This is a genomic window from Ruegeria sp. HKCCE3926 (assembly GCF_017872515.1).
GTDB lineage: Bacteria > Pseudomonadota > Alphaproteobacteria > Rhodobacterales > Rhodobacteraceae > Ruegeria.
The window spans coordinates 1,239,670-1,253,860 of sequence record NZ_JAEDOU010000001.1 but is presented as its reverse complement, the minus strand read 5'-3'; the positions used below and the strand labels follow the sequence as shown (position 1 = coordinate 1,253,860).

The window sequence follows — 14,191 nt, the reverse complement described above, 5'->3', positions numbered from 1 at the left end:
TGTGCGATGATCGGAATATCCGGGCCCGGTTCAGTGCAATTGGGTCGTTCAGTTGACGACAGGCACTTGGGCAGCGCGCGGAACATTTCAGAAAAATCGCAGGCGCTACAGGGGGCGCACTTTCAGTCCCGTGATACGGTTGCCTTCACGCGCCGTGACCTCGAACCGGAAACCGTGGAACGAAAACACCTGACCGACGTCAGGGATCATCTGGGCCTCGTGAATCACCAGACCGGCCAGCGTGTTCGCCTCGTCATCCGGCAGAGACCAGTCCAGCGCCCTGTTGGCATCCCGGATCGTCATGGATCCTTCAACCAGATACTGGCCATCTTCGGTGCGCATTACCGGCACCTCTTCGTCTATGTCGAACTCATCGGCGATCTCGCCCACGATTTCTTCAAGAATGTCTTCAAGCGTGATCAGGCCTCGCAGTGACCCATACTCATCCACAACCAATGCAAAATGGCTGTGCATGCGCAGGAATTCCCGCATCTGGTCGTCCAGCGTCGTGGTTTCGGGCACAAAGTAAGGGTCGTTTGCCACCTTTCCGATGTCAAAGCTTGCCAAACGGTCGGTCCCGCCGTCGCTGCTGCCTGCCTGCGCATACATGGCGCGAAAAAGGTCCTTGGCGTGGACAACACCCACGATGTTTTCCGGCTCGTCCCGGAACACAGGCAGACGGGTGTGGGGGCTTTGCAGACATTGTTTCAGGATTTCCTCTGGGGCGGCATTGGCGTCGATCATCTCGATATTCGATCGGTGCAGCATGATCTCTTCCACCGTCCGGTCGCCCAGATCCAGCGCACCCAAGATGCGGTCGCGGTCTTCCTTTTCGACCACGCCTTCGGAATGACCAAGTTGCAAGGCGCCGGCAATCTCTTCGCGTACAGCCAGAATGTTGCTGTCGGGATCGATCTGCACGCCGAACAGGCGCAACACACCGCGCACCAGCAGCCGCACCGCCGCCACAATGGGCGAAAACACCGTCACGACGACGCTGATGATCGGGGCAACAGCCGCCGCGGCTTTTTCGGAATTGGTGATGGCGTAGGTCTTGGGCAGCACTTCGGCAAAAATCAGCACCAGCAAAGTCATGACCAGGGTCGCCAACGCCACACCGCTTTCGCCGAATATACGGGTGAACAAGGCCGTCGCCAGCGAGGCGGCCAGGATGTTGACAAGATTGTTGCCCAGAAGAACCGAGCCGATCAGGCGTTCATTGTCATCGGTGATTTCCAGCGCCTTTTTTGCGCCCCGTGATCCCTTGTCGGCCTGCGCCCGCAGTTTTCCGCGAGACGAAGCTGTAAGCGCCGTTTCCGAACCCGAGAAAAAGCCGGACAAAACGAGCAACAAGAGGATCGCGCCTGACGTAATCCAGAATGTGCTGTCGATCAGAGAAGATGAGGGTTCCATTGGTCCTTGGTGGGTTAGGGTGACGCATCCGTTATGGGGATGCCGCGCTGCTGGATCAAGGGCTTAGCCCCGGTCTTCGTCAGGGTCTTTGCTCAGCGGGTGGTGTTGCAACACCAGTTCCGACAGCCGTTCATCCAGAACATGAGTATAAATCTCGGTCGTTGCAACGTCGGCATGACCCAACAAGGTCTGGATCGAACGCAGATCCGCGCCGTTGGCCAGCAGATGCGTGGCAAAGGCGTGGCGCAGGGTATGCGGGGTGACTTTCTCGGGCGAAACGCCACCCTGAACGGCCAGTTCCTTGACCAGCAGAAAGAACCTGTGCCGTGTCAGGTGGCCGGATTTGCCGCGCGACGGAAACAGAAAACGGGATCTTTGACCGCCTTTCTCGACGGTCTGGTCTTCGGCTTGGTCCCGCGCGATCAACCAGGCAGCCAAAGCATCCCGCGCCGGTGGGGACAGGGGTACCATGCGTTCCTTGCCGCCTTTGCCCATCACCAGCAACATACGGGGATCGCCACGGGCCGAGGAAACGGGCAGGGACACAAGTTCGGTCACACGCATCCCGGTGGCGTACAGAACTTCCATCAAACAGGTATTGCGTATGCGATCGCCCTTGCTGCGCCCGGTTTGTCGGGCGGCTGCCAGAAGACGGTCGACTTCGGGCACGTCCAGCGTTTTGGGCAGTCGCTTCTGCCGCCCCGGACCTTTGATCTGGATGGCGGGGTTCGTCTCGTTCCAGCCTTCCTCGAATGCAAAGCGGTACAGCTGTTTTATCGCCGACAATCGCCGCGCGCGGGTGGAACGTGACAAGCCCTGTGCCTGGCAGTCGATCAGATAGGCCTCGATCTGATCACGATCTGCCTGATCGAATCCGGATCCCCTGTGCTGCAACCAGGATGCAAAGTCTTTCAGATCGCGGCCATAGGCCAGCAAGGTATTTGTCGCCGCGCCAAGTTCCGCTGCCTGGGCCTGTAGAAAGGTCGAAATCCATAGCTCATTTGTCGCCGGAATAGCCATCTTCAGCGCTCTTGCAGGATCAACAGGCTCAGCGCGGCACGCCGCGCGGTGTCTTCCAGGCCCACGCGTCGGAAGGTTGCGATTGCTGCGGTCAGATCCACCAGATTGCCCCGTGCACCATGCGCAAACAACTGCATGGCTTCCAGTATGGCTTCACCAAGTTGACCATTGTCCAGCAAGGCGTCGATGTCGTTGGGTACGGGTGCTGCCCATGCAAACCCCTGAGAAACAGCGTCGGCCAACGGAGAAGGAGAAACCGCCCGCCCCGGATCACCCTGCGCCAGCGCCGCAAGAAACAGGGTATCGATCGAGTTGTCCGGCGCTGATTGTGCAGCCTGTTCGTACAGGCCAGACAGCATCAGAATGCGCCAGCGCAGGTTTTCAGTCGCCGGCACCGACAGCGAAACCTTCGACAGACGCTCGGCGAACAATTCGGCGAAGGGCACTTCAAGCCCGACGCTGCGCATCTGCTGCCAGACCGTCGGCAATGTTTTTCCAATGGCTTCAGCGTTTCGCGTATCCAACGCGCTTTCAAATCGTTGGATGGCCGCGACCCTGTCCCAAACTGCGCCGGACGCTGCCGGGGACCTTTCGGTATAAAGTCCAAGCAATTGATTGGGCGTCAAAGCGCCAATGCGTGTAAGCCGTTCGGCGGCTTCGATCTGCGCTTTCCATCCGGCCACATCCCGAAGATCCGCGTTGGCGAAAGCGCGTGGCAACGAGGCGGAAGGAAGCCGTTCTCCGATCGCTTCGAACAGTCGGAAACTCAAAGGATCCGGGTTTTCAGGTTGGGGCAGATAAGCCGCGCCTTCATAGAGTTCAGGGCTTAGAAAACGATCCAGAACCGCCAGCTCTGCCGGCGGCAGGATGTTCAGGGCATGCGCTGCCTCAAGCGTCAACGCGGCCGATGCCCAATCTCCGCGTCGGGCTTTACAGAACACTTGCGCGGCGTAGTCCTTTGACAGGTGCGGATCGGCGATAAGGGCGGTGCAGCTGCGATCCTCATCACCGGTCAGCAGCGTTGCGTCAAACCAACGCTGAAACCGATCCTGTGTATCGGTCGGCCCAGCCAGTTGAACCAGCGATTGCACGGGATCAGCCGCACCCAGTTGCATCAGACGGTCCAGCCGCGCCAGCAGCATAATCTCTTGCGCATCAGGGCCCGCCGGTGCGCGGGTTTCCGACAGAAGCAATGTAAACAACAGGCGTTGCATGGTCGGGTTGTCGCGAACGGGCGTCTTCGCGATCAGCTCTGCCAGCCGGTTCGCATCGCTGCCTTGCCACAAATCCACGGGCAACCCGGTGACGGATGATGCGACCAAGCCCAAAGGTTGCGACAACGCTTCAAGCGGCGTGACCTCAATTTCGGGCAATCCGCCGTTCTGTGCCACCGGCGGTTCCAGCAATACGGTTCCGGGCAGGTTTTCTGGCGGTTCCGCAAGCCATTCGATCGCTGATAACGGGGTTTGCGCATGTGCCGATCCCGCCAGAAAGACCGCCAACAACGCCTGTTTAGTTGACATCCAATACGACCGGTTCGCGGATTTCACTTTGAGGCGCAGAAAAATCCGCGCCAAAGAATGGGCCAACATAGGCGTAGGCGACCAGCCCAATGAATACCAGGCAAAGAACATATATCAGGAATTTGATCAGTCGGCCCATGGCCCCACGCTGCCTCAATTTTTGATTTTGGCCAAGTTATAACTGGCATTTTTCCCAAGATCACGTCATTCACGTTTAAATGAGCGAAATTAAGCATAACACACATTCGACAGACACACAGGGTGGTTTTGATCTGCACAAAACCGTGGTTCTGGTGGGTATGATGGGGGCTGGCAAGACAGCGGTGGGTCGCGCGTTGGCCGCACGTCTGGGTGTTCCGTTTCTGGACAGCGATGCCGAGATCGAATCAGCCGCCAACATGACCATTCCTGAAATCTTTGAGCGTGACGGCGAACCTTTCTTTCGCACCAAGGAATCGCAGGTCATCGGGCGCTTGCTGGATGAACAAAAAGGCATTCTTTCAACGGGTGGGGGGGCGTTTCTCCAGCCGGAAAATCGTCGCATCATCGCCGAAAAGGGTGCTGCCGTCTGGCTGCGCGCGGATCTGAATGTTCTGTGGAACCGTGTGCGCCACAAAGACACCCGTCCTCTGCTGCGCACCGCCGATCCCTATGCGACGCTGAAATCCCTCTACGAGGCCCGCGTGCCGGTTTATGCTCAGGCCGATCTGACAGTGGATTCGGATGGCGAGACCTCGATCGAAAATATGGTAGGCCGCGTTGTCGACGCTCTGTTGGCGCGCCCTGATGTTTTGGAACTCAAATAAATGCACCAAACAGTACATGTGGACCTCAGTGACCGATCCTATGATGTTGAAATCGGTCCGGATCTTCTGACGCGGGCAGGGGGCTGGATATCACCACTTCTGGCCCGGCCAAAAGTCGCGGTTCTGACGGATGAAAACGTGGCCGGTCTGCATCTTGAGGCGCTGCGCGCCGGGCTGAATGCCGCGGGGATCGAGATGACCGCACTGGCGCTGCCCGCCGGAGAGGCAACCAAAAGCTGGCCGTATTTCGAGCGCGCCGTCGAGTGGCTGCTTGCAGAAAAAGTCGAACGCCGGGATGTCGTCGTAGCCTTGGGGGGCGGCGTCATCGGAGATCTGGCAGGCTTTGCAGCAGCGGTTTTGCGGCGCGGTGTTCGCTTTGTGCAGATTCCAACGTCATTGCTGGCACAAGTGGACAGTTCGGTCGGTGGAAAGACCGGGATCAACGCACCACAGGGCAAAAACCTGATCGGCGCGTTTCATCAACCCTCGCTGGTTCTGGCGGATACCTCTGTTCTGGGGACCATGACCCAAAGAGACTTCTTGTCGGGCTATGGCGAGGTCGTGAAATACGGATTGCTTGGTGATGCAAAGTTCTTTGATTGGCTTGAGGCGCACGGGCCAAGCGTTTCCTCGGGTGACATGGCGGCCCGTGTGCATGCGGTGACGCGCTCGGTGCAAATGAAGGCCGACATCGTCGCGCGGGATGAAACCGAACAAGGTGACAGGGCTCTTCTCAATCTGGGTCACACGTTCTGCCACGCCCTGGAAGCTGCAACAGGGTATTCTGACCGCCTTCTGCATGGCGAAGGTGTGGCAATTGGCTGCGCGCTGGCGTTTGAGTTGTCGTCTCGGCTGGGTTTGTGTTCGCAAGAGGACCCAAGCCGGGTGCGCGCGCATTTGCGTGCGATGGGGATGAAGACGGATCTGGCCGATATTCCGGGCGAATTGCCAAGCGCCGAGGCGCTGGTGGATCTTATGGGACAGGACAAGAAAGTCGTGGATGGCCAGCTTCGGTTTATTCTGGCGCGTGGGATCGGAGAGGCGTTCGTGACCTCAGATGTGCCGAAAGATGCGGTTCTTTCGGTCCTGTCGGATGCGCTTGCCACGGCTTGACCTAAAAGCCTAGCGCCCCTGAATGACCATCAATTCACCGATGTTCTCGCGCGTGATGTAACCCATCATGCGACCACCCCGAGTGACCACAGCGATGGCCGGAGCGCCGTTGTGCAAGTGCTCCAGAACGGTCTCGAGCCCGGTGGTAAGCGAAACTGCGGGGACCGCCGCGTCCATGATCGACGTGGCGGGCGCAGATCTGGGTTGGTCACTTGCCAGCGCAGCGAACAGCCGTTCACGCGTGACGAATCCCAGCAGGGCCTGGCTTGAGTCCAATACAGGGAATTCGTGTTGAGTGGTGTGGATCACGGCTTGCGCCGCGGTACTCAGCGTATCGTCGGGGGAAAGCGCGTGAAATTCCGTGATCATCGCGTCCCGCGCCAGAACCCGGCGCGCTGCGGATCGCAGGGCGACTTCCTGGCTTTCGGCGTTGGCGGCGATGAACACGAACACGGCGATGAGCACCAGAAACGGGTTGCCTGAACTCAGCCCCAAAAACCCCAGACCCACCGCAACGATCTGACCTCCGACAGCAGCCACGCGTGTTGCTTTGACGCGATCCATGCGCAGGCACAGAAGGGCGCGGAAAACGCGCCCTCCGTCCATGGGGAAGGCCGGGATCATGTTGAATACGGCCAGCAGCAGGTTGATGTAGGCCAGCCTGTTCAGAAACCCGATACCCGGTGAATCGATCTGGGAAAGCGTCTCGATCGGCACTCCTGCTCCGAAGGCGACCAGTATGACCCAGATCACGATGTTCACCGCCGGACCTGCAAGTGCCACAAGCACTTCTTGCATCGGTTTTTCCGGCATCCTTTCAAGACGGGCCAACCCGCCGATCGGCAACAATGTTATGTCTGGGGTCTTGATTCCAAAGCGCCGCGCCATGAGGGCATGACCGAATTCATGCGCGACCACACAGGCAAACAAGGCCAGAACAAACAACAGGTTGTCTATGGCGGCCGGCAGGCCACCGGCAGAATAGGCCGCAAAGCCCACCCAGGTCAGAAGCAGGAAAAACGTGACATGGACCCTCAGTTCGGAACCGAGCAATCGGCCGAGAGAAAAGGACCATGTCATGTCGTGTCTCCGAATTTCCTAGAACGGAATCTCGTCGTCGTCGATGCCACCCGATGCCGGTGCCGGGGAACTGGACGGACCGCCGTAAGGGTCTCCGTACCCGCTGCCACCGGCCTGGCCGCCGCCGTAACCACCGCCGCCGCCGCCGCCTTCGCCGCGCGCATCCAGCATCACGAGGGTTGAGCCAAAGCCCTGCAGGACAACTTCAGTAGAATACCGGTCCTGGCCAGACTGGTCCTGCCACTTGCGGGTCTGAAGCTGCCCTTCGACATAGACTTTAGAGCCCTTGCGCAGGTATTGCTCGGCCACACGGACCAGACCTTCGTTGAATATGGCGACCGAGTGCCATTCCGTGCGTTCGCGGCGTTCGCCCGTGTTGCGGTCTTTCCAGGTCTCTGACGTGGCAATGCGTAGATTGCATACTTTTCCGCCGTTCTGGAATGTCCGCACTTCGGGATCACGACCCAGATTTCCGACCAGAATGACCTTGTTGACTGAACCCGCCATGTAATTCCTCGTTCTGTTTTCGCGTATGTGCGCCGAATCTGGCGCGACTTGTTTCGTGAGACCCTATACGGCCTGCATCATGGATGAAAACAGTAGATACAACAGTGTTGGACAAGAGTCTTACTTTGGTCTTTACCAAGCTTTCATTTTTCGTGGGAATACCTATAATCCGACTGGTTTCTTATCGAGCAGGATAGGCATTGATGCGTTCTTGGGTTGCTGGGTTTTCTGTTGTCTGCCTTGTGCTGGCCGTTTTGCCTGTGCAGGCGCAAACTCTGTCTACCAAAAGCCGCAAGGATATCTTCCTCAAGCAGTCGAAGATTCTGGATTCCCGTGCGGCGACGCAGTATCGCGACTCCGCGCGGTTGAAACCCAAGACATCCCGTACGCATACCGGCAAGCGATATACTGGCAAGTATCGCGGCCAGTATCTGGATCTGGCGAAACAGGCTGCCCGCCTTCACAACATTCCCGAAGACTTGTTCCTGCGCCTTGTTCAGCAGGAAAGCGGATGGAACCCGCACGCGAAGTCTCACAAGGGTGCTCTGGGATTGGCGCAATTGATGCCTCAGACCGCCGAGCTTTTGGGGGTCAACCCGCATGACCCCAAGCAGAATCTCGAAGGTGGGGCCAGATACCTGTCCTGGCAGTATCGCAAGTTCAAATCCTGGCCACTGGCTTTGGCCGCCTACAATGCTGGCCCAAAAGCGGTGGAAAAGCATGGCGGCATACCGCCATACAAGGAAACCCAGAACTACGTGAAGGTTATCTGGGGCGGTTAAACCCGATGCCGCGACGCAGAACGTCCGGTTCTTGATCCGACGCAACCAGTCCAACTAACCTGAAAGGGTATCGTCCAGCAATTGGTGAGGCCGCCTGATGCCTGTTGACCACCCTGAGATCCCGCAAGAAACGCTGGTTAACTGGCAGCAACTGGTTGATCTGGTCGCGGAATTGGCGGATGTGCCCGCAAGCCTGATCATGAAAACCGACGCACCGGATCACGCGGTGCTGATCACCTCGGATCATCCCGAAAACCCGTATCCGGTTGGTTTGAGTTTCCAGTTGAATCCCAAACTTTATTGTCAGGGCGTATTGCAACGGGACGGAGAACTGGTGGTTGAGGATGCAGCCTGCGATCCGGATTGGGCCGACAATGACGATCTGGAACATGGAATGACATTTTACATCGGCCTGCCGCTGAAATGGCCCGATGGATCGGTGTTCGGAACGATTTGTGTTCTGGATCGAAAGCAGAACCGGCGTGCCTTGTTGTTCCGCGAAGGGTTGGCGCAGTTCGCACGCATGGTCGAGTCGGATTTGGCTTTGTTGCAAGAGGTTTACCTGCGCCGCGCGCTGGAAGAGAAACTCAACGAAACACTGGCGCAGCTTGAAACCCGTGTCGCGGATCGTACCCGTGAATTGCAGGAAACCAACACGGCGCTGCGCGTTCTGCTGTCCAGTCTGGATGACGAACGCAAAAACCGCGATCACGAAATTGTCGAACAGGTGCGCGGCCGAGTTCTGCCCTATCTGGAAAAGGTTCGAACGCAGCTTTCCGGGGACGAAGCGCAGTATGTCTATCTTGAGTTGGCCGAGAAGAACCTGAACGAGATCACGTCTTCATTGTCGGACAAACTGACGGATGCGTTTGCAGCAATGACCCCGACCGAGATCGAGATTGCGCAGATGGTCATGTTTGGAAAAACAACCAAGGACATCGCCAAGGCCCTGTCCCGAGAAACATCGACAATCGATTTTCACCGCAACAACATCCGCCGCAAGCTGGGCCTTGAAGGGCGCAGCAAGAACCTGCGCAGTCATTTGCTCTCGATTTCGTGAACACGGAATATGGGGTTTTCCCCCATAATCCGCCCCCATTTTTTCGGTCTGAGCCAAGGTGCCTTGGCTTGTTACCTTTGGTTGGGACGTGCGGAAAACCTGCATATGTCCAACAGAGAGGTACACAAAAATGGATCGCAAAGATCTGAAACCAACCATCCTGAACGGGGACAAGGATGACCTGGCGCCGGGGCTGTCTCGCCGGTCGTTCTTTATGGCGGCGGGGGCTGCCGGTGTCGGTGCGACTGCTTCCGTACTGGGCGCAAGACCGGCTCAGGCGCAGTCTCAGGCGTGGCTACAGCCGGGCAACAACAACCACGTGATAGATCTGCAAGGCGCAACGGGTCAGGCCAGCACCGGGACGGTTGGCATCGACTATTATGGTCATTGTGCGATCAAGATCACCTCGCCTAATGGCGCAACAGTGCTGTTTGATCCCTGGCGCGATGATCCGTCGGGCGCTTGGGGGCTTTGGTTCCGCAACGAATTCCCGCAAATCCCGGTGGATATCACCCTGTCGACCCATGCCCATTTTGATCACGATGCGATTGAACGCCCAAGTTCGACCATGGTGCTGGATCGCATGGCGGGCAAGTTCGAGTTTGCAGACATCAAGATCACCGGTTTTGCCGACAAGCACGCCTGTGTCGCGCCCGGATGGTATGACTGGACCAATGCGCTGGCCGAGTTCGGTGTGGAAGCCTGCCCGCCGAACAACGTGGGCCACATGGATATGGTCGTCTATCTGGTCGAGACCGGCGGCATTCGAACGCTGATCTGGGGCGACAACCGCCACAACCCGCCACAGGAGTTCTGGGACGCGATCGGTCGGGTGGATGTTCTGACGCTGCCGGTTGATGGCTCGGAACATATCCTCAGCTTCGATCAGGGCAACGACATCGTATCCAAGCTCCAGCCCAAGGTGATCATCCCCACACATTACCTGAATGAGGTCACATCCTACACGCTGACCACTCTGCAATCTGCCGACGACTGGGTGAAAGCTCAGCAGAGCTACAAGATGCTCGACAGTGCCAGCCTTCTGCTTGAAGCCGGTGGCATTGCAGGAATGAACCAGGAATTCATGCATTTCGGCAACAACGTCATGACCGGCTGACGAATTACCGGGGTCGCCACTCACGCCACTCCCAAGCGCCGCCTGTCTCCCCACGAACCGCGGCGCCAATAGAAAGGGCCGGTTCCTGACCGGCCCTTTCTCAAGGTTCAGAAACGGGTTTACTCCGCCGCGACTTTGATCACCGGCTCCATCCGGGCCAGAATATCTTCGGCCAGGTGGCATTTGATCTGGTGGCCATCCGCCAGCGTCTGCACCGGCGGCACGTGGGATTCGCACCGACCGTCAGGCACCTCGGATTTCCATCGGCAACGCGTCTGGAACGGACAGCCTGGTGGCGGGTTCATGGCCGAGGGAATATCGCCTTCCAGAACGATATGCTGCTTTTCGATCGAGGTATCCGCAATCGGAACCGCGCTCAGCAGCGCCTCGGTATAGGGGTGATAGGGCGGGGCAAAGACCTGATCCGTGGTGCCCAATTCCACAACATGGCCCAGATACATCACCATGACCCGGTCACTGAGGTAACGCACGATGGACAGATCGTGGCTGATGAACAGCAGCGTGGTCTTGTGCTGTCGCTGTATCTCCATCAACAGATCCGTCACGGCAGCCTGAACCGACACATCCAGCGCCGAGACGGGTTCGTCCGCCACAACGATACGTGCATCGCCGGCAAAGGCGCGCGCGATACCCACGCGCTGTTTCTGACCACCGGACAGCTGTCGCGGCATCCTGTCTGCAAAGGCGCGCGGCAGCTTCACCAGATCAAGCAATTCCAGCATCCGCTTCTTGCGCTCGGCTTCAGAGTTTCCGACACCAAAGATTTCAAGCGCCCGGATGATCTGACGGCCAACGGTCATCGACGGATTCAGCGTGTCGAACGGGTTCTGGAAAACCATCTGAACTTCGCCGATCGTCTTGGCATCGCGTTCTTCGATGGGCACCTGTTCGATGTTGCGGTTGTCCAGCAGGATCTGCCCGTCTGTGGCCGTCTCCAATCCCATAAGCACCTTGGCGAAGGTCGACTTGCCGCAGCCGGATTCCCCCACGATGGCCAGTGTCTCGGATTCGTGCGCCTCGAAGCTGAGCGTTTCGTTGGCCTTCACAACCTTCTTCTCACCGCCGCCAAACAAGGCATTTGCCGCAACCTCGTAATATTTCTTGAGGTTGTCCATTTTCAGAACCGTTCGGCCAATCTCACCCTTTTCTTTCTGATCGGCCAGCGCAAGTGGGGCGTTCCAGTCGATTTCCTGGAATTTAAGGCAGCGGGTGTGGTGCCGGTCATTTCCGGGAACGGCCTCCATCAGGATTTCCTTCGCGTCACAGCGCCCCTCTTCGAAATAGTCGCAGCGCGGTCCGAAGTTGCAACCCGGAGGCCGCTCGTGGGGCAATGGGAAGTTCCCCGGAATAGCCACCAGCGGACGCGTGTTCTTGTCAGCCCCCGGCAGCGGGATCGAACGGAACAGCGCCTGTGTATAAGGGTGCTGCATCTCGTCGAACACATCCTTGATCGAGCCACGCTCGACCGCTTCACCCGAATACATCACGCACAGACGGTCGCAGGTTTCCAGAACCAGCCCGAGATTGTGCGAGATGAACAACATCGAGGTGCCGTATTTCTTGCCCAGATCCTTGACCAGTTCAACCACGGCGGCCTCGACGGTCACGTCCAGAGCCGTTGTCGGCTCGTCCAGGATCAACAGCGCCGGTTTCGACATCAGCGCCATCGCAATCACGATCCGCTGCTGCTGACCACCCGACAGTTGGTGCGGAAACGAATTCAACATCCGTTCGGGGTCTGGCAGGCGAACGTCCGTCACCACTTCCAGCGCACGGGAATAAGCCTCTTCCTGACTTACCCCCTCGTGGATCATCGGCACTTCCATCAATTGTTTGCCGATCTTCATCGCCGGATTCAGCGATGCCATCGGCTCCTGATAGATCATCGCGATTTCATTGCCGCGAATGTCGCGCAGTTCTTCGGCCGACATCTCTGCCAGATCGCGGCCCTTGAACTTTATCGTGCCTCCGACGATGCGACCGTTCTTGCCAAGATCCTGCATAACGCCCAGTGCCACGGTTGATTTGCCACAACCGGATTCACCAACCAGCCCCACGGCTTCACCGGGCTCTACGCTGACCGAGAAATCCATAACGGCGGGGATTTCCCGCAGGCGGGTAAAGAATGAGATGGACAGCTTGTCGATCTCCAGGATCGGGCCGTCATAATCCGCCATTTTGCTCATTTTGCTTACTCCTCACCAAATGCGGGGATCCCCTTCATCTGGCCAAAAATATCCCGGGGGGTCCGGGGGGCTGGCCCCCCGGCCTCGATCACATCAGTCCTTCAGGCTTTCCTCGCGAAGACCGTCAGCCAGCAGGTTCAGACCAAGAACCAGCGACAGCAGTGCAAAGGCAGGAGGAAGGGCAGGGTGCAGGTAGATCGACAGCAGCTTGCGCCCCTCGTTGATCGTGGATCCCCAGTCCGGGCTTTCCGGCGGAAGGCCCAGTCCGAAGAAGCCCAAAGTCCCCAGAAGAATGGTGGTGTAACCGATGCGCAGACAGAAATCGACGATCAGGGGGCCGCGTGCGTTGGGCAGGATTTCCCAAAGCATGATGTACCACGGCCCCTCGCCGCGTGTCTGGGCTGCAGCCACGTAATCTCGGGTTTTGATATCCAGCGCCAGGCCGCGCACGATACGGAAGACCGTGGGCGAGTTGACGAAGACCACCGAGACGAACACCACCAGAATACCGCCGGGGATATCGAACAGGTCCAGATAGGTCGGCAGGCCCCAGATCCGGTAGGCGTCGGTGTTGATGATGTAGCCACCGGTCGAAATCAGCGACAGATACAGCCAGATCGCAACACCCAGAACACCGATCAGCAACGGCGTACGGAAATTCGGGCGCGTGTAATAGCGTGAATTCAGCAATACGCCGATGAACAGGATCGGGAACACGAACAGTACGGCCGCCATGTAGTTCGGCACCCCGGTCGCCACGATCTCCGGTGTCACCAGCAGGTAGAACAGCAGGATCACCGGGAAGGCGAGGATCAGGTTGGCGAGGAAGGACAGGAATGTATCAAAACGGCCCCCATAGTAACCGGCGGGAAGCCCCAGCGTAATGCCGACCATGAAGGCGAACATCGTTGCCAGCGGTGCAATTTGCACCACAACCCAGGCCCCCTTGACCATCCGGCTGAATACGTCACGCGCCAGATTGTCACCGCCCAGAAGATACCAGGCATACTCGCCGTCCTCCAGATTTGGCAGAGGCGTTCCCGGCACTTTGTTCTTCATGCCAGAGATCTGTGTCAGCGGGTCATGGGTCACGATCAGATCAAGCGCGCCGAAGATGCCGGTAAAGACCCAGAACATCACAAGGCCAAAGCCGATCATTCCGATGGGACTGTCATACAGTTTGCCGTACAACCCCAACCGTCGTTTGAAGGCGATGGACATGGCGAACATGATGATCAGCGCGACCCATACTGGCAGGAATTGCTGGGAAATTGCGCCGATGATCCCTGCGCCAGTGCCCATCAGGATGCCCAGCACCAGATAAGCCACGGCCAATCCCACGCTGGCAAGGAAACTGTAGTGCAGCGCAAGCTGGATCAATCCACGGACACCGCCGCCAGAACTGACGGATCCATCCGGGTTCACGACAATCTGCTGTTCAGGCAAAAAGATACTGGCGATGATCCAGACCAGGATCGACAGGAAAAGTGCTGCCAGTGCGATCATCAGAAGCGGGTTCAGGAAGGCGATAGAGCCGGTCCAGGTTAGTGGTTCCATAATCTC

The 14,191-nt window shown here is 58.1% G+C and carries 12 protein-coding genes; 5 read left to right on the top strand and 7 right to left on the bottom strand.

The annotated features are described in order from the left end of the window. Window positions 1–105: 105 nt before the first annotated feature. From I9184_RS06345 to I9184_RS06335, 3 genes are all read right to left on the bottom strand, one after another. Window positions 106–1,413 (bottom strand): HlyC/CorC family transporter, encoded by a 1,308-nt coding sequence (locus I9184_RS06345; protein ID WP_171632949.1) that lies wholly within the window; start codon window positions 1,411–1,413, stop codon window positions 106–108. Window positions 1,414–1,476: 63 nt separating this feature from the next. Continuing rightward, complete coding sequence (locus I9184_RS06340; protein ID WP_209833318.1) at window positions 1,477–2,433, bottom strand: site-specific tyrosine recombinase XerD; 957 nt, start codon at window positions 2,431–2,433, stop codon at window positions 1,477–1,479. Between the two features lie 2 nt (window positions 2,434–2,435). Beyond that, on the bottom strand, window positions 2,436–3,956 hold the full coding sequence (locus tag I9184_RS06335) for a hypothetical protein (protein ID WP_209833316.1): 1,521 nt from the start codon (window positions 3,954–3,956) through the stop codon (window positions 2,436–2,438). Between the two features lie 218 nt (window positions 3,957–4,174). Between I9184_RS06335 and I9184_RS06330 the strand changes: the two genes are divergently transcribed. Further along, window positions 4,175–4,762, top strand: a complete 588-nt coding sequence (locus I9184_RS06330) for a shikimate kinase (RefSeq protein ID WP_171116289.1) — start codon at window positions 4,175–4,177, stop codon at window positions 4,760–4,762. Beyond that, complete coding sequence (gene aroB / locus I9184_RS06325; protein ID WP_209833313.1) at window positions 4,763–5,875, top strand: 3-dehydroquinate synthase; 1,113 nt, start codon at window positions 4,763–4,765, stop codon at window positions 5,873–5,875. A gap of 9 nt (window positions 5,876–5,884) precedes the next feature. On the opposite strand, the gene I9184_RS06320 is transcribed toward aroB, so the two are convergent. Continuing rightward, window positions 5,885–6,955 (bottom strand): site-2 protease family protein, encoded by a 1,071-nt coding sequence (locus I9184_RS06320; RefSeq protein WP_171723405.1) that lies wholly within the window; start codon window positions 6,953–6,955, stop codon window positions 5,885–5,887. An 18-nt stretch (window positions 6,956–6,973) separates the two neighbouring features. Continuing rightward, complete coding sequence (ssb, locus tag I9184_RS06315; RefSeq protein ID WP_209833311.1) at window positions 6,974–7,462, bottom strand: single-stranded DNA-binding protein; 489 nt, start codon at window positions 7,460–7,462, stop codon at window positions 6,974–6,976. Between the two features lie 203 nt (window positions 7,463–7,665). Here ssb and I9184_RS06310 point away from each other — a divergent pair, with 203 nt between their 5' ends. The 3 genes from I9184_RS06310 (at window position 7,666) to I9184_RS06300 (ending at window position 10,421) form a co-directional block, all read left to right on the top strand. Continuing rightward, the gene (locus tag I9184_RS06310) at window positions 7,666–8,244 is read left to right on the top strand and encodes a lytic transglycosylase domain-containing protein (RefSeq protein WP_171632935.1); all 579 of its coding nucleotides are present in this window, start codon (window positions 7,666–7,668) and stop codon (window positions 8,242–8,244) included. Between the two features lie 97 nt (window positions 8,245–8,341). After that, complete coding sequence (locus tag I9184_RS06305; RefSeq protein ID WP_171632933.1) at window positions 8,342–9,304, top strand: LuxR C-terminal-related transcriptional regulator; 963 nt, start codon at window positions 8,342–8,344, stop codon at window positions 9,302–9,304. A gap of 130 nt (window positions 9,305–9,434) precedes the next feature. Next, window positions 9,435–10,421, top strand: coding sequence for an MBL fold metallo-hydrolase (locus I9184_RS06300; protein ID WP_209833309.1), 987 nt, complete (start codon window positions 9,435–9,437; stop codon window positions 10,419–10,421). Window positions 10,422–10,540: 119 nt separating this feature from the next. Here I9184_RS06300 and I9184_RS06295 read toward each other — a convergent pair whose 3' ends face one another. After that, on the bottom strand, window positions 10,541–12,628 hold the full coding sequence (locus I9184_RS06295) for an ABC transporter ATP-binding protein (RefSeq protein ID WP_152457768.1): 2,088 nt from the start codon (window positions 12,626–12,628) through the stop codon (window positions 10,541–10,543). 93 nt (window positions 12,629–12,721) lie between these two features. Continuing rightward, window positions 12,722–14,185 (bottom strand): ABC transporter permease, encoded by a 1,464-nt coding sequence (locus tag I9184_RS06290; protein ID WP_171723402.1) that lies wholly within the window; start codon window positions 14,183–14,185, stop codon window positions 12,722–12,724. Window positions 14,186–14,191 lie beyond the last annotated feature (6 nt).

Bases quoted from the DNA above. Each gene is read 5' to 3' on its own strand.
- I9184_RS06345 (WP_171632949.1), bottom strand. From the start codon at position 1,413: ATGGAACCCTCATCTTCTCTGATCGACAGCACATTCTGGATTACGTCA.
- I9184_RS06340 (WP_209833318.1), bottom strand. From the start codon at position 2,433: ATGGCTATTCCGGCGACAAATGAGCTATGGATTTCGACCTTTCTACAG.
- I9184_RS06335 (WP_209833316.1), bottom strand. From the start codon at position 3,956: ATGTCAACTAAACAGGCGTTGTTGGCGGTCTTTCTGGCGGGATCGGCA.
- I9184_RS06330 (WP_171116289.1), top strand. From the start codon at position 4,175: ATGAGCGAAATTAAGCATAACACACATTCGACAGACACACAGGGTGGT.
- aroB (WP_209833313.1), top strand. From the start codon at position 4,763: ATGCACCAAACAGTACATGTGGACCTCAGTGACCGATCCTATGATGTT.
- I9184_RS06320 (WP_171723405.1), bottom strand. From the start codon at position 6,955: ATGACATGGTCCTTTTCTCTCGGCCGATTGCTCGGTTCCGAACTGAGG.
- ssb (WP_209833311.1), bottom strand. From the start codon at position 7,462: ATGGCGGGTTCAGTCAACAAGGTCATTCTGGTCGGAAATCTGGGTCGT.
- I9184_RS06310 (WP_171632935.1), top strand. From the start codon at position 7,666: ATGCGTTCTTGGGTTGCTGGGTTTTCTGTTGTCTGCCTTGTGCTGGCC.
- I9184_RS06305 (WP_171632933.1), top strand. From the start codon at position 8,342: ATGCCTGTTGACCACCCTGAGATCCCGCAAGAAACGCTGGTTAACTGG.
- I9184_RS06300 (WP_209833309.1), top strand. From the start codon at position 9,435: ATGGATCGCAAAGATCTGAAACCAACCATCCTGAACGGGGACAAGGAT.
- I9184_RS06295 (WP_152457768.1), bottom strand. From the start codon at position 12,628: ATGAGCAAAATGGCGGATTATGACGGCCCGATCCTGGAGATCGACAAG.
- I9184_RS06290 (WP_171723402.1), bottom strand. From the start codon at position 14,185: ATGGAACCACTAACCTGGACCGGCTCTATCGCCTTCCTGAACCCGCTT.